Here is a 21,378-nt window from a genome sequence, read left to right on the forward strand (position 1 = left end):
ACAATTAACCTTACCGCTTAAAAGCATCTTTATTCTGTTGTAGTAAACTCTAATACGTTACCATAAGATATGCCCGCCCTGTTTTTTGCGTAAGCCCTAATATAATAGGTTGTGTTGGGATCAAGGCCATCAATAATAGATTTTGTGGTTGAAGATACTTCCTCCTCTAACATATTATCCCGAATGGTCGGGTTTGGTGCCTTACTCCAGCAATAGCCTGAAGAGATTATTTCCCCTCCGCCATCATCTGTTATATCTCCGTGAATGACTGCAGACGTAGAAAATATATCATGGAATCCTGATGTCACCACCGTAGGCACGTCAATAGTAATAATTTCAATTTCATCAGAAAAGAAGTTGCCAGAAGCGGTTTCCACAAATGCCCTTACGTAATGAGTAGAGTTTTTGAAACCCATGAATGTGCCCGTGTATGTATCGGTAATTGAAGAGGAATACAGGACTTCATCATTACTCTGCAGAGTTAATCCGGGAGCACTTCCAAATAAAAATCCCTGTCTGGAAACTTCCAGATTATCAGAATTATCGTAAAAGGTAGTGACATTAATAATTACTTCTTCCCCATGGTAAGATTCGCTTGAGGTCATACCCATAAACATTATAGATCCAGAATTAGTTGTGACTTTTCCTTCTGCAAGGTCATTACCATGATCGTTATTAATTTCCAGTTTAAAATAGTAAATCGTACCCGGAGCAAGACCATTAACAGATGTGGTAAATGTCTTCTCTTCTGAATATCCCGAAATTGATTGACTTTCATGAATCACAGGGTTTGCGAAATTCTCCGAAAGACTGTAAGTCATGTCAATTTTCGAGGAGATGTTATGGTTATTAATGGTATAGGAGATATCAACGGAAGAAGCTGTAATATTCGAAAAACCGAAATACGTAATCATTGGAGATTTGTCTTCCAGAGTATTCGTAGTTTGCACTTTCCCATAAGAGATACCCGCTGCATTTTCCATTCTTAGCCTGAAATAATAAGAAGTATTTGTATCGAGATTATCAATACTTCCTGAAACTTTGGTTTCTGTCTCAGAGTTAACAGGGTCTTGTGTTATCAGGATTGAATTTTCTGAAGAAAAATTATCAGCCGTTTTACTGAATTCGATAAATACCCTTGTATCCAGGGAATTTGGATTAACATATCCTTCAAAAGAAACCGAATTGATTTCAGGGCTTAATGACAGATCTCTGGTTTCTTCAGCCAAGGCACCTCCTGTGACAAAGCTCTTTATTTCAGAGCTTACAATCCCATGCTCATTTTCAGCAGTTAGCTGATAAAAATATGTTGTCCCGGCACTTAGTTCATTCAAGGTAAGCTCCAGGTCTATATTATCTGATCCTTGAAAAGGATTATTTTCCGGACTCATACTTGCACCTAATTCTTCTGATTCGCCATATTTTAAATCGATGATAGTTTCAGAGCTGTTAGGATTAAAAACGATTTTGATTTTTGCAAAGGAGGTCTCCGACATTATTGTTTCCGCAGAAATTATTTCTGGAGCTTTAGCTGTGTATTCCAGAAAAACATCCAGGAGGCGTTGAATATTTTCCAGGTCTATATATTGATGAATATCGGGATATATTTCTTTTAAATTTTCCCAAACTGCGCTTAGATCAAGATTCATGGCAGCTGTTCTTAACAGACTAAGAATCTCCTGATCATTAACAATTCCGTCTTCTTCAATATCTTCAGCAATTCTTTCCAATAGGTCATGCAGCTCAGATGCACTTAAATCACCCTGAAGTATAACAGAAATGATAAATAATAATTCGTCCTGAGAGATATCCCATTCTTCGGAATTTCGATAATCGCTTTGAGACTGGCTGGTTTTATTCAATTCTTCCTGCAGGTCAAAGAGTGCCAGCACCTCTTTCTGTGCAGTTTGTTTTGCCTCTCCAAAAGTTTTTCCCTCCTGAAGCAGGTAAAGGACTCTTTTGCTTTCCAGATGAGTTAACACGTTGAGATTAATAGTTGTACTGGAACTAATATCTGATATAGCGATTAATGAAATCTTGTTTTCAGAATCAGAGCCAGTTACTTCATTGTAATAAGAACCCTGGGCCTTGATCTCTACCAGTTTGGAACTTAGAATGATATCTTCGAATTCATATAATCCGTAATTATCCAGTGTCTGGGTCTTATAAACCTGATCTGTTTCCTGGGGATCAAGAGGAGATAAGGAGATAGAACTATTTTTGTGAAAAGGACCCTTTTGCACAAAACCCGTGCGTTTATCTATTTGAATCGTATTATTAGGATCTGTTGGTGCGTCTGGAGAGTCATCAGTATTTTCACTACATCCAATAAATAACAGAGGAGTGATGATGAATATCAGGCTGATGAAAAATTTTTTAATTAATTCTCTGATTGTATGAGTTAAGAACATAGAAGCGGGTTAAAACGCTAAAGTTACATCTATTCCTAAAATAGAAATTCGAATTTGCTCTTATCAGCTTTAATCAGGATCTAACTAGTAGTAATCCAGCAATGAATTGCTTTAGGCCCTTAATGAAGGCTAAACCAGGCAGGTGTATCAAATTGAACAGAATGTGTTCATTAACGAACATCTTTAATAATTACATCAAATCGTAAAACGCTTAAAAACAGTTAGTTGTATTTTTGGCATCATATTGACTTTATGGTTTTTCGGAAATAATTCAGATATGGACGTACCAATAGAAAAGAAAACATTTACTACAAAAAAAGTTATCATGATAGCAGGAGGAATCCTTCTGCTTGCAGCCCTTTCGTACCTCGCATTCTCTGCTTCGGGGGGCGCCAAACTAAAAATTGAAAAAGAGAGACTAACCATCAGTGAGATTAGGGAGGGTAATTTTCAGGAAAACATTCCGGTGAACGGGGTGGTGCTTCCCATTAATACGATATATCTCGATGCCATTGAAGGAGGAAGGGTAGAAGAGCGATTCGTAGAAGACGGTGCGATGATGAAAAAGGGAGAACCGATTATTCGTTTATCAAATACCGATCTGGAATTAAGCCTGGTAAATCAGGAAACCGCTGTTTATAACCTTTTAACTCAAATGCAACGTACCCAGAACGCTTCCAGGGAAAATACGATCACTAAGTTGAACCAGTTAACCGAGGTAAAGAACAGTCTGAAGGAGGCCAAGCGGATATATGAATTAAATCAAAAACTGTATGAGAAAGGTGCTATTGGGAAACAGGATCTTCTGGAATCCGAAAATAATCATTCCTATCAGAAGGAAAGACTAAAATTGACCCGACAGGTGCTTGACCAGGATTCACTTTCTACAAAACAGGAAACAAGACAGGTTCGGGAATCGTATGAAAGAACCCGTAAAGCACTGGAGCTTATGAAAAGAAAAGTTGAAGATCTTGTGGTAAGGGCACCCGTAGATGGTCAATTAACGGCACTGGATGCAGAAATTGGCCAGTCGAAGCAAAAAGGTGAGCGCCTTGGCCAAATTGATGTAATTAGCGGATATAAAGTGAGAGCCGAAATTGACGAGCATTATATTACGCGCGTCTTTAATGGACAAATAGGGACCTTCAGTTTTAATGGAGAGCAGTATGAACTGGAAATAAAGAAAGTATATACCCAGGTGAGCAATGGTCGTTTTCAGGTAGACATGCATTTCAAAGAGGAGGTTCCTGATAATATAAGAAGAGGCCAGAGTTTACAGATTAAGCTGGCTTTGAGCCAGGAAAAGGAAGCCCTTCTGGTCTCTAAAGGAGCATTTTTTCAGCAAACCGGAGGGAACTGGATATTCAAGGTTACCGAAAATGGAGACATGGCTTATAAAACCCCGATTCAGATCGGGAGTCAGAATACAGAATATTACGAAGTACTTGAAGGTCTTTCGCCCGGAGACAGGGTAATTACCTCCAGCTACAGCAATTACGAAGATATTGAAGAACTCATTTTAAACTAAAGACAATGATAAAGATCACCAACCTTGAAAAATATTATAAAACAGAAGAGGTTAAAACTATCGCGCTCAACAAGCTGAGCTTTGAAGTAAAAGAAGGCGAATTTGCCGCCATAATGGGGCCTTCGGGATGTGGAAAATCCACTTTACTGAATATCCTTGGAATGCTCGATGATCCAGACGGCGGTAGTTATCTGTTTAATGGCATTGAGGTCGCGAATTTTAATGAGCGAAAAAGAGCCAATTTGAGAAAACATAATATCGGGTTTGTTTTCCAGAGCTTCAACCTTATAGATGAGCTTACCGTTTTCGAAAATGTGGAATTACCCCTTATTTATACAGGAGTAAAGCCTGCCGATAGAAAAGCACGTGTTGATGAAGTACTTGAAAAGATGCAGATCATGCACCGCAGGAAACATTTTCCGCAGCAATTATCTGGTGGTCAGCAGCAGCGTGTTGCGGTGGCCAGAGCGGTGGTTAATAACCCAAAAGTGATTCTTGCCGATGAGCCTACCGGAAACCTCGATAGCAGCAACGGTAATGAGGTTATGGACCTGCTAACGGAACTTAACGAGGCGGGAACTACCATTATAATGGTAACCCACAGCGAACACGATGCAAAATTCAGTCATCGAATCATCAGGATGCTGGACGGTCAGAAAGTGACCGAGAACGTGCTGGTATAACAGGAGTCATTCATCAATCAAAAATTATGATAATACATTACCTTAAAATATCGTGGCGTAATCTCAAAAAGGATCTATTATTCACTGGCATCAACGTATTCGGACTTGCCCTTGGGTTAGCTTCTACATTTTTAATTGCGGTTTATATCTATAATGAAGTTAATTACAACAGTTATTTTCAGGATAAAGATCGAATAGTACAGGTTTACCAGCATCAGGAATATAATAATGAAATTGGTACAGCACCAACCATTCCCATGCCCCTGGAGTTTGTGTTAAGAGAAGATTACGGCCAGTATTTTGAGGAAATTACCATGTCTTCATGGACCAATAATCTTGATATCAGGTTTGAGGATAAACTGGTAACCATTCCCGGGAACTATATGCAATCTTCAGCCATTAGCACCTTTGAGCTAAATATTATCAAAGGTGACCGAAGCGGCTTCAGCACTAAAAATGAGGTAATGCTGGCGGCGAGTGCGGCTGAATCATTGTTCGCGGATAGTGATCCTATTGGAAGAATCATCGAGCTGGACGGAGGTAATAAATTAAGAGTTTCGGCTATCTATGAAGATGTGCCTTCCCGAAATTCGCTTAGTAATGTAAAATACGTGCTTCCATGGGAATTTTTTCTTTCCTCCAAAGAATGGGCCGGAGATTCCAGAGACAACTGGTATAATAATTCTTTTCAGATGTATGCGAAAATGGCTCCCGGTGTAAATATATCTGAAGTTTCCAATAAAATTAAGGATGTAAAAAAGAATGCAATCGTTAATAATGCGGAAGATCCTGAATTGTTTCTTTTTCCAATGCAGGATTGGTACCTAAGATCTGAATTTAAGAACGGGATCCAGGAAGGCGGACGTATAGATCAGCTGAAAATGTTCGGATTGATAGGAATATTTATTCTTCTACTGGCATGTGTCAATTTTATGAACTTAAGTACGGCGAAATCCCGTAAAAGAGCCAGTGAAATAGGGGTGCGAAAAACACTGGGTTCGAAAAGGAAATCTCTTATTTTTCAATTTCTAACCGAAGCCTTACTCACTGTTTGCCTGGCAGCTCTAGTTGCGTTGGTGGTTATCTTATTAGTTAGAAATTCTTTTGACAGTTTTGCGGGAATCGTGCTCAGCTATCCATGGAACAGCGTTATATTCTGGGTTATTTCGGCAGGTTTTATCATTATAATTTCCCTGCTGGCAGGAAGTTATCCTGCATTTTACCTCTCTTCCTTCAAGCCGCTTAGAGTTCTCAAGAGCTCGGGGGGAGATGGAAACGGAGCAAGCCTGGCCAGAAAGTTTCTGGTCACTTTGCAATTTACCCTTTCCATAGCCATAATTACGGGTACTGTTATCATTATCAAACAAATTCATCACACCAAAAACAGGCCTGTTGGTTATGATCGTAACGGTCTGGTTCAAATGGAGACCATGAGCGAAGATTACCAGGGTAAATTTGAAAGTTTCAAAACCCGCCTTCTTCAAACCGGGGCGGTGACAGAAATAGCTGCCAGTAAAAATCCCGTAACTAAAATCTGGTCCAACGTTTCTGGATTTACCTGGGATGGTAAACCTGCAGATATGGGGAGTGAATTTACCTGGAGTGAGGGCGGATACAACTTAATGTCAACATTGAAGGTTGATTTTCTGGAAGGTAGAGATTTTTCAAGAGAATTTCCTGCCGATTCCAATGCAGTTATCATTAATAAGGCGGCAGTGGATTATATGGGGTTACAGGATCCTGTGGGAAAATTGATTCGTGATGCTGATAATCCTTCGGCACCTCCTTTGAAGATTATCGGGGTGGTGGAAAATGTTATTGCCGATTCGCCGTACGAACCGGTTAAACAGGCCATTTATGCATTTGATAAATATGACCGGAAGAATTTTTATATCATCCGGTTAAATCCTTCCAGGAATGTAAGCGACAATCTACAGGTGCTTGAAAGTATTTTTAAAGAGGTATTTCCCAATCTAACTTTTCAATACGAATTCGTGGATGAAGATTTTGCAAAAAAATTCAAGTCTGAAGAACAAATTGCACAGTTGGGAACCGCGTTCACGTTTTTAGCGATAATTATAAGTTGCCTGGGCTTGTTCGGACTGGCATCCTTTGTTACCGAAAAAAGAAAGAAGGAAATTGGGATTCGAAAAGTTTTAGGTGCGTCTGTATCTAAAATCTGGTTTAGTCTGTCCAAGGAATTCTTACAGCTTCTCATGATCAGCTTTACATTGGGATCTATCCTGTCTTTCTTCTTTATGCAAAACTGGCTATCAAAATTCACCTATCGAACTGAAATTTCTATGTGGATATTCGCATTGGTGGGTCTTGCTTCCATGATAATAGCTTTAGGAACGGTAAGTATAAGAACTGTGAAAGCGGCTAATTCAAATCCAATTAACAGCATAAAATCAGAATAATATGATTCGTAATTATTTTAAAATTGCCTGGAGATCGCTTATTAAGGAAAAAACCTTTGCCGGAATTAATATTGTGGGACTGAGTGTGGCTTTTGCTTCTGCAGTGTTGCTGGGTATGTATTCTATTTATGAGCTTAGTTATGATAATTTCCATCAGTCAGATCGCATCTATCAATCCTATTCAACCTACGAGGTACCTTCCGGAAGACAGATTCTTGTCTCACAGCCAATACCTTTTGCTGAAGCATTGAAGCAGGAAGTTCCGGGGATAGAGCAGATTGCCAGGTACAATGCCGGGAGTGAAGTGATCATTTCTGAAGGGAAACAATTCAGGTTTAGTGTTGCTTTTACCGATCCGCATTTCTTTAAAATATTTGATTTTCCCGTATCCAGAGGTGATTCTGAAGCCCTAGGAAAACCCAATGAAATTGCCCTGACTCAGGAGACTGCGCAAACCATCTTCGGAAAGGAAGAGGCGGTTGGAAAAACAATTTCCATGCAACTTGATGGTGAAGAAAAACCATTTCTGGTTACCTCAGTGCTTAAGAACATTCCCCAAAATTCGAGTCTGGGTTTTGATATTGCGGCAGATTTTACTCAGCAGTCATCATCGGCCTACAGAGATTTGAAAGATGACTGGGGTCATGCCAATCATGAGGTATATATAAAACTGGAGCCTGGCGTAAGTGTGGCAAATTTTGAAAAAGCATCCAGAGCTTTTTCAAACTCACATAACCAGGGATTCATTGAACAGATGAAGAAGGAAGGTGTAAGCCCTGATGAAAATGGTCAGTTTATCCAGGAGAGATTGCTTCCATTAAAGGATATCCATCTGGCAAAAGAAAAAGACGGGATGCTAATGGCAGATCGACTCTTTCCTAATCTATTACTCGGAATTGCCATTTTGATCATTTTTATAGCCAGTGTTAATTTCATCAACATGAGCATCGCCAGGAATTTCCAGAGAATCAGGGAAATAGGTATGCGTAAGACCTTAGGTGCAGGGAAAGGTCAGCTATTCTTCCAGTTCTGGGGAGAAAGCCTGCTGGTCTTTCTTTTTAGTGCGCTTTTAGGATTGGGAATTGCCCGTTTGTTGCTAAAGGAATTCCAAAGCCTGTTTAGAACCAGTGCATCGCTGGACATGATCATCACCCCACAGGGTGTTTTATTTCTTCTGTTAATCGTCCTGCTTGTAAGTCTGATAGCCGGAGGTTACCCTGCATTTTCAGCAAGTAGAATTGAAACCATCAGTGCTTTAAAAGGCAGACTTTCAAGGGATGGAAACAACCAGCTTAGGGATACTTTGATCGTTTTTCAATTTGCCATTGCAATTCTCCTTATCAGTGGTACTGTGGTGCTGTATAGTCAGCTGGAGTATCTTCAGAATAAAGATTTAGGCTTCAACAAGCAGGAGGTGATCTCTATTCCGATGAACGGGAAAAAAGAAGATGCCCGCGTAATTCAGCAATTGCGGAATGAATTGGGTAAAACTCCGGGAATAGAAAGCATTACAGCAGCAAATGGGGTGCTTGGCCTTGGTCTTGACGGTGGAAGATCTTCCAGTGCAATGAGCTTTCAGTTCGAAGGAAGAACGGTAGAAACCAATCTTTTAATGGTAGAATACGATTATCCTGAAACAATTGGTCTGGAACTGGTTGCCGGCCGCTCGTTTGACAGGTCGCGACCTGCTGATAGTCTTGCAGTGATCATCAATGAGAATATGGCCCAACAGCTCAATCAGGAGAAAATTATTGGAACTCCTCTACAGATGGATGACACGGGGGCTGAAAAGTTCACAGTTATAGGAGTTGTAAAGGATTATAATTTTCAGGATCTGGACCAGGCTATCGAACCGATTAGCCTTTTCCTTAAACCGCACTGGAATATGAGATATATTTATGTGAAGGTAAGGAATGCCAATTCAGCAGCTATTTTAAAAACAATTGAAAAAGCCTGGAAAAAAATTGAACCTGAAGCTGAATTTCAGGGATCCTACTTAAATGAGAATATTGACAGGATCCTGAAAAGGGAGAAAAACATGATCACCATGATCACCAGCGGATCTATAGTAGCTATAACACTAAGTTGTATGGGACTTTTTGCGATGTCGCTTATTGTGGCCGCCCAGCGTAAAAAAGAAATTGGAATCCGGAAAGTTGTGGGTGCAGGGATTGGAACGGTCACTATGCTTTTAACCAGGGATTTTGTAAAACTGGTACTAGTAGCCTTTGTTATCGCGACACCTGTAGCATGGTATTTTAGCAGCGAGTGGCTTCAGAATTATCCATATAGGGTAAGTCTTTCTCTCTGGATGTTCCTGGCGGCCGGTTTAATTGCCCTGATAATTGCAGTTTTTACAATTAGTTTTAAAACTATTCATGCAGCTGTTCAAAATCCCGTCAAAAGTTTAAAAACCGAATAAGATCAATCAAATACTGGAATGTTTAAAAATCATATAAAAATTGCCTGGAGAAATATCCTTAAGAACAAAGGCTTCAGCATCGTAAATCTAATCGGTTTAGGAATTGGGGTTTGTGCCTGCCTGCTTATTTCCCTGTACGTGGTACATGAATCCTCCTACGATAGTTTTGTGCCAAATTCAGAGAATATTTACCGGTTACAGTCACCTTACTCTATGAGTGACTTTGATGATGTTGGCGTGCATTTTTCCGCAAATATGGCTTCCACCATGCAAAGTGAATTCAGCGAAGTACTTAAGGCCGGGAGGATCAATGATGTTCAGTCATTTCCTGGTGCAGGGGAAAATGAGATACAAATCAACTCCGTTCCACGGCAATTTCATGAAGAAAAATTCGCATATGCAGACCAGGAGATCCTGGATATTTTCAGTATTCCTTTTATAGAAGGGGATGCCAAAACTGCCCTTTATCAGCCTAATACCCTGGTTTTGACGGAAAGCATGGCCAAAAAATATTTTAAGGATGAAAGTGCCATGGGTCAAACCATAATTCTGAATGGAAATAATGATAGACCCTACACGGTTGCCGGAGTGATGAAGGATTTTCCTGAGAATTCTCACATGGACTATAATTTTTTACTCACACTAAAGGATATGGAGTTTAGCGAAGGTGAACAAACCCGGTGGTTCCTGAGTAATTATTATACCTATTTAGAATTAAGTGAGGGTACGAATACGGAAGAATTTGAAAAGAGGCTAAGCCAAACCATGATCCGGAAGTATTTAAAACCTGCCTATTTAAAAGCTGGTTTTGATATGGCTGTTAATCTGGAGGAAAATATGTCACTCAGGGTTCAGCCTATTGAAGAGATACATCTATATTCCAGCGATGTTAGTTATGAAGTTGGCAAACGAAATGATATTCAGGTAGTGATCACCTTTGCTATCATTGCCATTTTTATCTTATTGATCGCGAGTATCAATTTTATTAACCTCTCCACCGCGAAATCGGCAAAAAGGGCGAAGGAAGTGGGTTTAAGGAAAGTTGTAGGTTCCAATCGGCGCCATCTTATTTTTCAATTTCTTTCTGAGTCGGTTCTGGTTTCAATATTTGCGTTTTTCATAGGCTTCTTTCTTTCTGTAGTGTTACTTCCATTTTTCAGAACGGCAACGGGACTGGAATTATCCATTCCTTTGAATGAGCCTTTATTTTATCTTGTATTTGTTGGAATGGCGGTACTGGTAGGTGTACTTTCAGGGATCTATCCCGCACTGTTTTTATCAGGTTTCAAGCCTATCGATGCCTTCCGTAGCAAGTCGGAACAATCACGAACTATTTTCAACCTCAGGAGTGCCCTGGTAGTTTTTCAGTTTGTGATTTCCATAGTTCTGATAGTGGGAACGCTCGTCATCAACCAGCAGATGGATTTCATTTTGAACTCAAAAGTTGGTTTTGAAAAAGATCAGGTACTGCAGATTTATGGTACCACTACCATTTCAGACCAGATCAGCTCGTTTAAAGAAGAACTGAAAGGGGTGGACGGGATCACTTCAGCGAGCATCAGTTCATTCCTGCCAATTGAAGGTACACGTAGAAACGGAAATTCTTTCAGTAAAGCCGGTAAATGGAATATTGATCCGGCTATTGGGGGGCAGGCCTGGTATATTGATGAGGATTATTTGCAAACCCTTGGTATCACTCTGCTTGAAGGAAGAAATTTCAGAGGAAAATCAGATTCCGGTAATAATACGACCATAATTAACCAGGAGATGGCCAAACAACTTGGTCTGGAAAATCCTGTAGGCAAGCAAATCTCAAGATTTAACGATCTATACGAAGTCATTGGAGTGGTAGAAGATTTTAAATATCAAAGCATGAAAAACAAGGTGGAGCCACTTAGTTTCTATTATGGATTAACACCTTCTATTGTATCGGTTAAACTCAATTCTGGTTCTGTAGAGCGAACGATGACGAAAATAGAGGATCTCTGGAAAGAATTTGCACCAAACCAGGAATTACGCTACGAATTCATGGATGAAAGTTTTGCTCAAATGTATCGAAACGTGGAACGCGTAAAAACTGTTTTCTCAATTTTCGCTATTCTGGCCATTTTCATAGCCTCTCTTGGATTATTCGCACTTTCCGCTTTTATGATCGAGAAGAGGCGTAAGGAAATTGGAGTTCGAAAGGTTCTCGGCGCCAGCACGGCCTCTATGGTGAAACTGCTGTCTTCAGACTTTATGAAGCTTGTATTTATCGCACTTCTTGTTGCGATTCCTCTTGCATATTATTTTATGAACAGCTGGTTACAGGAGTTTGCATACCGTATTAACATTAATATCTGGGTTTTTGTTCTATCCGGAATGGCGGTACTTGGAATAACATTCCTTACCGTCGCTTTCCAGACAATAAGATCATCAGTTCTGAATCCTATCAAAAGCCTTAGAAGCGAATAAATTTCTATCAATCAAAAAATCAAATTATGTGGAAGACCTATTTTAAAACTGCCTGGAGAAACATTCTCAAGAACAGAACCCAGGCGTTCATCAACATTCTCGGGCTTACACTGGGGACTTTATCCTGCCTTGCGATCATGGTGTATATTTTCTCCCAGCTCAATTTTGATACTCATCACGAACATGCCGACGAAGTTTACCGATTACGAACCTTTATAGGATCTACCAACGGTTCCCGTGAATCAAATTTTGCAACAGCGGGACCTCCGTATGCCTTTGCCATGAAAGACGAATTTCCCGAAGTGGAGGAGGCGACTCGAATCGTTTATCTGGGTTCTGAGAACAGCGAATTGCTAAGACCAAAAGGACAGAAAGAAGCATACTTTGAAGCTGAAGGCTATCTGGCAGATAGTACGATTTTCAGGATTTTCACTTTCAAATTTATTAAGGGAGACTCTAAAAGGGCTTTAAACGAACCAAATTCGATCGTAATCTCTTCTGGAATGGCAGAGAAATACTTTAAAGGTGATAATCCATTAAATCAATACCTTGTTCAGGGAAGTGGAGAGGATGAATTACTGCTGAAGGTCACCGGTGTTTTTGATGAAAATTTTGGAAAATCGCATCTACGGCCCAATTATATCTTATCCATGAATACCCCCGGAATGGGAGAATTCGTAAGAAATACTACCGACTTTGCAACCCAGAACTTCGTTCATACCTACGTTAAACTTGCGAAAAATGCTGATGTTGATCTTGTTAGGACCAAGTTGCCAGGCTTCCTGGAAAAGTATGCTAAAAAAGATCTCGAAAAATGGGGAAAAAGCAAGAAGCTGTATTTGCAGAATATTCAGGATATCAATCTGCATTCCGCCGGCATAGAATCTCAAATCGGAAAAACTTCAGACATTAATTACCTGAAGATGCTCGCTATCCTTGCACTTTTCATTCAGCTTGTAGCAAGTGTGAACTTTATCAATCTAAGTACAGCAAGGGCACATAAGAGGGCTAAAGAGATCGGGATTCGAAAAACCATCGGGGCCAGTAAGAACACTTTGATAAAACAGTTTTTATGTGAGTCCGTTATTCTGGCCTTTGTAGCAGCCTTTATCAGTATTCCTTTAATCGCACTGGGAATGCCATTGCTGGGCGGGCTGTTTCAGACCTCTTTGACAATCGATATATTATGGAATTGGGAGATTTTGGCCGGACTTGTAGTTATTGCAGTCCTTACGGGATTGGTAGCAGGCATGTATCCAGCATTTTTACTTGCAGGTATTAAGCCTGTACGGATCCTGAAAAGTGGGAGTTTCTCATCCTCATCAGGAGGATTTCTTCGCGAGGCACTTGTTGTATTCCAATTCATGGTTTCCATAGGTTTGATAGCAGCCGTTATCATTATTCTGAATCAGATTCATCATACTCTTGATAAGGATCTTGGATACAGTAAAGAAAATATTATTGCGATAAAACTTGGTACCGATGAGGCCAAGGATGCCATTCAGCAACTAAGCAATAGTCTGGGAAATATCCCCGGGGTGACTTCAGCGGCTTTAAGTGACATGTATCCATCACAGGTACGGGATGCCGATCTTGCTATTTACCTTCCGGGCGAAGATCCCAATAAGATCCAGACCATGGTATACAACGGTATAAGCCCGGGTTATTTTGAAACGGTAGGTACTAAAATGATGTACGGGCGAACACTTTCAGAAACAGATACTTTGGGAATCATCGTTAATGAGTCGGCACTAAAGGCTTTCAATTTAAAGCCTGAAAAGGCGATTGGTCAGCAACTGATGTACAAAACCGGTGGTGAAACCGACCAGGCCCTGGAAATCGTGGGGGTCACTGAAGATTTTCAGTTTACTGAATTGAAATCGGTTACCAGACCTATACTCAATTATATGGATAGCCGAACAGACTGGATGGTTGTAAGGATCGCAGGAAATGACATCTCTCAAACACTCGATAAAATAAATACTTCCTGGAACGATATATTGAGGCATAAACCAATGGAGTACCGTTTCGTGGATGAGGAACTTGAACGTTTGCTTTCTGAAGAAAAAAGGCTGGCAAGAATTTCCACGATTTTTACGGTCCTGGCCGTTATATTATGCACACTTGGATTATTTGGTCTCATCTCTTTCATCGCTGAACAAAAAAGGAAGGAGATAGGTATTCGAAAGGTTTTGGGAGCCAACGTTCCATCCATTGTAAATTTACTCCTCAGGGACTTTGTGATTTTGCTGCTGATAGGTCTTGCACTGGCAGTTCCAATTACCTGGTACCAGATGGAGGAGTGGCTGAGTAGTTATCCTGATAGGATAAGTATACAATGGTGGACGTTTGTGCTGGCAGGAGGAATTTCTTTCATCATAATGATCTTCACGGTAGGTTTAAAAACCATACGAACCGCATCTACCAACCCCGTAAAAAACCTTAGAACAGAATAGTTATGTTTACCAATCATATAAAATTAGGACTACGAAAATTTAAAAAGAACACAGGTTTCTTTTTTCTGAATATCACCGGGCTATCAATAGGTCTGGCGGCTGTAATTTCCATAGGAATATGGATTTACGATGAGGTATCGTTCAACAAAATGTTTCCAGACCATGAAAGGATCGCACGTGTTATGCAAACGCAGACCTTTGCAGGGCAGAAGCAAACAAAAGAGAATCAGCCACTTCAATTGGCGCCCGTTCTTAGGGATGAATATGGAAGTTTCTTTGAAGCGGTCGCAACCAGCACCTTTGGTACCGATATTCCAGTAAAGTTTGGAGAAACAAAAGTGATAGGGCATGGTAGTTTTGCGGAAGCATCTATTATACAGATTCTAAAACCTGACCTGCTTTCGGGGAGTAAGGATGCACTCAACGATCCCTCCTCAATACTGCTTTCAGAATCTCTTGCCAAATCGATCTTTGGAGATGAAAATCCTGTAGGAAAGCAAATAAAGCTTATGAGTTCGCTAGAAGTTCTGGTGGGGGGCGTATATAAGGATTTGCCTGATAATTCCGATTTTCAGAGCTGGAAATTCATCGCTCCCTGGAGATTGCTGGCCGAGAATCAGCAATATGAGGAACGTTTAGGCTGGGGGAACAGCTGGTTTCAGACTTTTGTGAAAACTGCCGAAGGAACTTCAATGGCCCGGATTTCAGACCAGATAAAAAATATTAAGCGCGAGCGTTATGAAGATCATGACGAGGCTGAAATGTTCCTTTTTCCAGCAGATAAATGGCATTTATATTCTGAGTTTGAAAACGGTGAAAATGTTGGCGGAGCGATTGAATATGTAAGAATTTTTGCGATTATCGGATTATTCATACTTCTCCTGGCCTGTATCAATTTCATCAATTTGAGCACTGCCCACGCAATGAAGCGTGCAAAGGAGATTGGGATCAGAAAAACTCTGGGAAGCGGGAGGAAACAACTTATACAGCAGTTTTTTACCGAATCTATATTACTGGTTCTTTTATCTTTCGTAATCGCCATTGGGATCTCATTTCTCACGCTCCCTTTCCTAAATGAAATTACCGGGAAATCCTTACAGTTTCCCTGGTTAGAATTGTGGTTCTGGATATCTGGTATTTTACTCGTATTCATAACCGGGATTCTGGCAAGTGCCTATCCTGCGGCCTATCTTTCAGGTTTTAATCCTATAGAAACATTAAAAGGAAAGCTGAAAACCCGGGATGGGTCAGGAGCCATGAGAAAAGGCCTGGTGGTTTTTCAATTTTCCATTTCCATCCTGCTCATTATAGGAACCCTTGTGGTGACTAATCAGATTAATTTTGTGAAAGACAGGCCTGTTAATTACGATCAGGAACTACTGGTTTCCATACCCATTAATAGTTCAAAGGTTATAAAGAATTTTCAGGGCTTAAGACAACAGCTTCTTGCCTCACCGGCAATTAGTAATGTGGCAGCTTCTGATGTGAAGATTTCGAACACCCAGATAACCAATGGAGGATTCAACTGGAAAGGAAAAGACCCTAATATGAATGATAGCTTCTATACTTTAAGGGCTACTTATGATTTTGGGAAAATGGTGAACTGGAATATCGTTGAGGGACGTGATTTTTCCCGGGAATTCAGGAGTGATTCCACAGCTATACTTATTAATGAAACCGCGGTGGAATATATGGGTCTTGATAACCCGGTTGGTGAATATGTTCAATGGGGCAATAATGGGAATTTTAAGATCATAGGTGTGGTTAAAGATATGGTGACCAGATCGCCTTTTGATCCGGTAGATCCTGCAATCTTCGTACTGCATTATGGTGGTTTCCTGAATTTCGTCAATATAGAGATAAGTAGTGCCGGGCAACTGGAAACCGCGATCACCCACGCTCAAAAGACCTTTACATCTTTTGATCCTGAGGGAGTTTTCTCTTATAGTTTTATGGATGAGGATTATAAGAAGAATTTTGTGGCTGAAATGCGTACGGCAAAGCTTATAGGAACTTTCAGTGGATTTGCAATTTTAATTAGTTGTCTCGGAGTGCTGGGTCTTTCCATCTATATGGCAGAGCAGCGCAGAAAGGAAATCGGTGTTCGAAAAGTCCTTGGAGCTTCAGTATTTTCTATCTGGCAGCTGCTAACAGGGCAATTCATGATATTGTTACTTGCTGCCTTCGTACTTGCAGCGCCGGTCTCTTATTTCCTTGCAAAAGAATGGCTTCACAAATTTGCTTACAAAACCAGTTTCGAGCCCTGGATTTTACTCATAGCAGCGGGACTAATTCTTATGATTATGCTTTTCACCTTAAGCTATCAAACGCTGAAGTCGGCAATGTCTAATCCCATAAAGGCGATTAGAACGGAATAAATTTGTCTTGAATTAGTTGAATTTGAAACCTGCTACTATATAGGCAGGTTTCTGTTTTTTGCTAGAAACTGACTTTTAAGAGTGTGCTGATTGTTCAGATTTAAACAATCCCTGTTCGAAAATGAACACATTAAAAACTCATAAATTTAATTAAAGTTTTGATATACAGTAGATTAAAAACATGGCACAATCATTACATCTATATTCTAAAAATAAATCAAGAATGTTAACACTGGATCATATTTACAAATGGGTCAATAATGGAGGCCGAAGGGTTTTTCTTCTCAATGACTTAAATCTGAAAGTGGAGCAGGGAGAGTTTCTTTCCATTATGGGCCCTTCAGGAAGTGGTAAATCAACCTTACTGAACGTAATCGCAATGCTCGACGAATTTGATGAAGGCGAGTACTACTTTGACGGTGAGGCCATACACGAGTTAAAACCGAAGAAGAGGACTGCAATCTTTAATGAGAATATCGGTTTCATTTTTCAGGCATATCATTTACTGGACGATCTAACGGTATATGAAAATATAGAAACACCCTTGCTGTATAAAAAGGTAAATCGGTCTGAAAGACAATCCAGAGTGGCCGATATGCTTGACAGGTTTAACATCGTTGGTAAAAAGGATCTGTTTCCTCATCAGTTAAGTGGAGGCCAGCAACAACTGGTAGGAATCGCCAGAGCACTGATCATCAACCCTAAACTTATTCTTGCAGACGAACCTACCGGTAACCTTAATTCGAAGCAAAGTGAGGAAATCATGGAGCTATTTGCCGAACTTAATAAGGAGGGTACGACTATAATCCAGGCGACACATTCTGAAAGTAATGCGGCCTATGGAACCAGAACCATTCATCTGCTGGATGGAAGTATCGTAAAAAATTAAAATCATCTGTTTTGAAAAGAAAATCATCGATCATCATCATCATACTATTTCTAGTGATCCTGTCTGCTAAAGCTCAGGGATTCGACTCTAAAAGCCTTTCACTTTCTGAATGCATCACCATAGCTTTAGATAATAATATTTCGTATCGCCAGTCCATTATTCAGCGAGAAGCGGCAGATGTAAACTATAGGCAAACCAGATCCCGCTTACTTCCTAATATTAATGCCGACTTTAATTACGGTACGAATACCGGTAGAAGTATTGACCCTTTTACGAATTCATATATCGATCAACAATTGAATTTTACCAATGTAGGATTGAATCTTGGAAACCAGATTTTTAATGGATTTGAAATCCTCAATTCTATTCAACGGGATAAGTTTAACCTTAGTGCTGCAAAGGCAGAGGAAGAACAGGCGCGGCAACGTCTCATTCTGGATGTAGCGATCGCGTATTATCAGGTCCTGAATAATAAGGATCTATTGGAACTGGCACGATTGAGATATCAAAGCACCGATGAACAAGCCCGGAGACTTAAAAGTTTATATGAGGAGGGGGAAGGAAATCCTGCTGACTATACTGATATAGTAGGTCAATTAAAAAATGATGAGACCGTAATTACCGAAACCAAGTCAAGGTTGGAACAGGCAAAATTAGAGTTAAAGCAATTACTGAATGTGGAATATGATATAGAGCTGGACTATGAGAACAGGGAGACAGGTCTAGGTCAATTTACCCAATCAGCACAACAAGTGTATGAAAATGCCCTGAAGGATATGCCTTCCATCGAGGCCAGGGAATTTCGTGTACATGCTGCCGAAGAAAATATAGCAGTTGCCAGGTCGCTTTACGTGCCCCGCGTAGATTTTTTTGCTCAGGTCAACTCCAATTATTCAAGTCTGGCCAATCTTTTTAATGAAACGGGGAGTGAAGTGGTGGAAACCGCAGGTTTTGTGACTGTAGATGGTACAGATTATTCAGTGTTTAGAAATGAACAACAATTCACACAGGAATCAATACCTTTTTTAGATCAGCTTAATAACAACCTCAATACCGTTATTGGGATCTCTGTAGATATTCCAATTTTTAATGGTTTTAGGGCTCGGCAGAATATACAACTTCGCAAACTGGAATTTCAAGATTCACAGCTGGAACTAGAGAATGCAAAAAATGACCTGGAAACTGAAGTTAGAACTGCTCATAATTTGATGACCGCCGCATATGAGAATTATAACTTATTTCAGGAACAGGTTCTCGCTTATGAAGATTCTTTTAGTGTTAACGAGGTGCGGTTTAACAATGGTGTAAGTAATTATGTGGAATATATCATTAGTAAGAATAACCTGGACCGTGCCAGGATCAATTTGCGAAACAGCTATTATGAATGGTTAATCAGAAGGAAGATACTTGAGTTTTATATGGGCCAGATTTATTAATGAATATTGTATTTATATCAAGAGCCTGGGCCCTTCTATTATTTAACACTTATTAAAAGAATTATCATTTAAAAATATCAAAAAATCCATGGAAAATATTCTTTACTTAACTAAGTCCAAACTGAGTAAAATTAAAATTGGTATAATATATACGCTGTTCTTTACCAGCTTTTTGGTGGCTAAAACTTCTGAACAGAGAAAAACTTTTAATGAGGAGCTGTCTCCTGTGATTAACAGGGAAGAAATGGATCCAGATAATTTAACTAAAAACCAAATAGAAGAAATTATTACTGCTATTCCGGAATTAATTTTAAAGCATTATGTTTTTGAAGATAAGGGCAAAAGGATAGCCGGTGAATTTAAAAAGTTGGTTAATTCAGGAAAATACATAAAGTTTCATGATCCGGATAGCTTAATAAACATACTCTCCAAGGATTTGGAGGAAATCAGTAACGATGGGCATATGTATATTAAAAGAAAAAAGCAAAAAGCGGGGAGCGGGAGTTCAGAAAAGAGTTGGGAAGAACTGGAAAAAGAAAATGAACTAAAAGATAATTACGGTTTCGAAAGTGTGAGGATATTGGATGATAATACGGCTTATATAAAAATCACTGAATTCATGCATCCAAAGCGTACAATGCCTACAGCGGTTGCAGCAATGAAATTGGTGGAGAATTCGCAAAACCTGATCATTGATTTACGAAACAATGGAGGAGGTTATCCGGGTATCATGCTATATATTCTCAACCATTATTTTGACGGGCCTCCAACTCATCTTTCTACAACCCATTTTGCAGATAGAAATAGTACTCCCTATACACAATACACCTCCGATCTTGTATATGGAGAATTGAGGGACGGTAGCCCTTTATTTCTTATAGTGAATGAAAAAACAGGTTCAGCTGCAGAGTATTTTGCTTATACCGCCCAGGCATTTGGTATAGCTAAAATCATAGGCGAGCGAACGAATGGCGCTGCCCATATGAATGAATATTTTGAGCTGCCACACGATTTCAGAATTTCCATTTCTACCGCTGCACCCGTTATTACGAAAACAAACTCGAACTGGGAATTAGAAGGAGTTATACCAAATATTGAAACAGATCCCAATATTTCGATTGAGGAAATTATTTCAATAGTTCAAAATAACACATTGGAGCAGAAGAAGTAAATGAAAATATTATACCAACTTCGGAAGTTCGCTTAGATTTGAAAAGCACGGTTAAGTTCTATTAAATTATTTTACAGAATCCACTCTATCCTGCTTTGGATCACAAATAAAACTACCGGGATCTTTTTAATAGCATTAGTAGGGAATATTGTAACATTTTTGATGAGAGTATCTCTTTCTTGATAGGATGCGTTAAAAATCAATTGCTTATGAAAATTTTCTCTATCTCCATTATGTTAAGCTTGATGAGTATTTTAGGCAATGCTCAAAATACTAATGAAGTGATGTTGCTTGGAGTCTATCATTTTGATAATCCCGGGCAGGATAATTTTAATCTTGACGTGGAAGATTATTTTTCAGAAAGGCGTCAGCAGGAAATTGAAGAGGTTGTTAGTAAATTAGAAAATTTTAAACCCACCAAGATTTTTATAGAAGCAAATCCTAACTTGCAGAAGAGGTATGATAGTTTATTTCAATTATATAAATCGCATCAACTTGAACTGAAAGATCTGGCTTCAGGTAGGAATGAGATTTATCAGCTAGGTTTTAAACTGGCAAGGCAGCTGGGCCACGATGGGGTATATGCCGTAGATGCAGAAGGTTACTGGTTAATGGATGAACTCCAAAAATCACTATCTGAGGAACAGATGCCACAATTCCAGAAAAAATTGACCGAAACAGGAGCATACATGGAGGAGGTAAATAAAGAGTTGAGCAAGCAGACCGTATTGCAAAATCTAATAGATTTTAATTCTGAAAAAGCGCTCAAAAGGAATCAGGATATGTACAATCCATTTTTAGTGCAATTGAATAAGAAAATGCGAAAAATGACCAATGATTACAAGTTAGACACGATAAATGGACAGGAAGAGGTTTTTTTAAAAATTAATACCGATCAGTTGGGAGCTGAACTTGTAGGGGAGTGGTATAAAAGAAATATAAAGATCTATGCCAATATTCTGAATTATACAGAAGAAAATGAGCGATTGCTGGTGATCTTTGGACAGGGACATATCCCAATCTTGAAGGATTTGTTTGAAGATCATCAGGATTTTAGAATGGTTCCACCTTTAAAGGTTCTTAACTAACAGAGATATAAATAATATTATAAGGACATTATAAATTAAATA

12 protein-coding genes are annotated in these 21,378 nt (G+C 39.5%); 11 read left to right on the plus strand and 1 reads right to left on the minus strand.

Features of this window, described 5'->3' with window-relative positions:
* Window positions 1-29 precede the first annotated feature (29 nt).
* On the minus strand, window positions 30-2,411 hold the full coding sequence (locus EZJ28_RS14780) for a fibronectin type III domain-containing protein (RefSeq protein ID WP_131399268.1): 2,382 nt from the start codon (window positions 2,409-2,411) through the stop codon (window positions 30-32).
* Window positions 2,412-2,688: 277 nt separating this feature from the next.
* Here EZJ28_RS14780 and EZJ28_RS14785 point away from each other — a divergent pair, with 277 nt between their 5' ends.
* From EZJ28_RS14785 to EZJ28_RS14835, 11 genes are all read left to right on the plus strand, one after another.
* The gene (locus EZJ28_RS14785) at window positions 2,689-3,939 is read left to right on the plus strand and encodes an efflux RND transporter periplasmic adaptor subunit (RefSeq protein ID WP_131399270.1); all 1,251 of its coding nucleotides are present in this window, start codon (window positions 2,689-2,691) and stop codon (window positions 3,937-3,939) included.
* Between the two features lie 5 nt (window positions 3,940-3,944).
* Entirely contained in the window at window positions 3,945-4,622 is a 678-nt protein-coding gene (locus EZJ28_RS14790) for an ABC transporter ATP-binding protein (protein ID WP_131399272.1), read from the plus strand.
* A 26-nt stretch (window positions 4,623-4,648) separates the two neighbouring features.
* Entirely contained in the window at window positions 4,649-7,042 is a 2,394-nt protein-coding gene (locus EZJ28_RS14795) for an ABC transporter permease (protein WP_131399274.1), read from the plus strand.
* A gap of 1 nt (window position 7,043) precedes the next feature.
* Window positions 7,044-9,464 carry an ABC transporter permease gene (locus EZJ28_RS14800; protein WP_131399276.1) on the plus strand — a complete coding sequence of 807 codons (2,421 nt, stop codon included), beginning with the start codon at window positions 7,044-7,046 and terminating at the stop codon, window positions 9,462-9,464.
* 18 nt (window positions 9,465-9,482) lie between these two features.
* On the plus strand, window positions 9,483-11,918 hold the full coding sequence (locus EZJ28_RS14805) for an ABC transporter permease (protein WP_131399278.1): 2,436 nt from the start codon (window positions 9,483-9,485) through the stop codon (window positions 11,916-11,918).
* Window positions 11,919-11,944: 26 nt separating this feature from the next.
* Window positions 11,945-14,374, plus strand: coding sequence for an ABC transporter permease (locus EZJ28_RS14810; RefSeq protein ID WP_131399280.1), 2,430 nt, complete (start codon window positions 11,945-11,947; stop codon window positions 14,372-14,374).
* Between the two features lie 2 nt (window positions 14,375-14,376).
* Complete coding sequence (locus EZJ28_RS14815; RefSeq protein ID WP_131399282.1) at window positions 14,377-16,752, plus strand: ABC transporter permease; 2,376 nt, start codon at window positions 14,377-14,379, stop codon at window positions 16,750-16,752.
* A gap of 223 nt (window positions 16,753-16,975) precedes the next feature.
* Complete coding sequence (locus tag EZJ28_RS14820) at window positions 16,976-17,641, plus strand: ABC transporter ATP-binding protein (RefSeq protein ID WP_131399284.1); 666 nt, start codon at window positions 16,976-16,978, stop codon at window positions 17,639-17,641.
* A gap of 11 nt (window positions 17,642-17,652) precedes the next feature.
* The gene (locus tag EZJ28_RS14825; RefSeq protein WP_131399286.1) at window positions 17,653-19,077 is read left to right on the plus strand and encodes a TolC family protein; all 1,425 of its coding nucleotides are present in this window, start codon (window positions 17,653-17,655) and stop codon (window positions 19,075-19,077) included.
* A gap of 88 nt (window positions 19,078-19,165) precedes the next feature.
* Window positions 19,166-20,248 carry a S41 family peptidase gene (locus EZJ28_RS14830; RefSeq protein WP_131399288.1) on the plus strand — a complete coding sequence of 361 codons (1,083 nt, stop codon included), beginning with the start codon at window positions 19,166-19,168 and terminating at the stop codon, window positions 20,246-20,248.
* 209 nt (window positions 20,249-20,457) lie between these two features.
* Entirely contained in the window at window positions 20,458-21,336 is an 879-nt protein-coding gene (locus EZJ28_RS14835) for a DUF5694 domain-containing protein (protein ID WP_131399290.1), read from the plus strand.
* Window positions 21,337-21,378: the final 42 nt, after the last annotated feature.

This window comes from Gramella sp. KN1008, from assembly GCF_004332155.1.
GTDB lineage: Bacteria > Bacteroidota > Bacteroidia > Flavobacteriales > Flavobacteriaceae > Christiangramia.

Bases quoted from the DNA above. Each gene is read 5' to 3' on its own strand.
- EZJ28_RS14780 (WP_131399268.1), bottom strand. From the start codon at position 2,411: ATGTTCTTAACTCATACAATCAGAGAATTAATTAAAAAATTTTTCATC.
- EZJ28_RS14785 (WP_131399270.1), top strand. From the start codon at position 2,689: ATGGACGTACCAATAGAAAAGAAAACATTTACTACAAAAAAAGTTATC.
- EZJ28_RS14790 (WP_131399272.1), top strand. From the start codon at position 3,945: ATGATAAAGATCACCAACCTTGAAAAATATTATAAAACAGAAGAGGTT.
- EZJ28_RS14795 (WP_131399274.1), top strand. From the start codon at position 4,649: ATGATAATACATTACCTTAAAATATCGTGGCGTAATCTCAAAAAGGAT.
- EZJ28_RS14800 (WP_131399276.1), top strand. From the start codon at position 7,044: ATGATTCGTAATTATTTTAAAATTGCCTGGAGATCGCTTATTAAGGAA.
- EZJ28_RS14805 (WP_131399278.1), top strand. From the start codon at position 9,483: ATGTTTAAAAATCATATAAAAATTGCCTGGAGAAATATCCTTAAGAAC.
- EZJ28_RS14810 (WP_131399280.1), top strand. From the start codon at position 11,945: ATGTGGAAGACCTATTTTAAAACTGCCTGGAGAAACATTCTCAAGAAC.
- EZJ28_RS14815 (WP_131399282.1), top strand. From the start codon at position 14,377: ATGTTTACCAATCATATAAAATTAGGACTACGAAAATTTAAAAAGAAC.
- EZJ28_RS14820 (WP_131399284.1), top strand. From the start codon at position 16,976: ATGTTAACACTGGATCATATTTACAAATGGGTCAATAATGGAGGCCGA.
- EZJ28_RS14830 (WP_131399288.1), top strand. From the start codon at position 19,166: ATGGAAAATATTCTTTACTTAACTAAGTCCAAACTGAGTAAAATTAAA.
- EZJ28_RS14835 (WP_131399290.1), top strand. From the start codon at position 20,458: ATGAAAATTTTCTCTATCTCCATTATGTTAAGCTTGATGAGTATTTTA.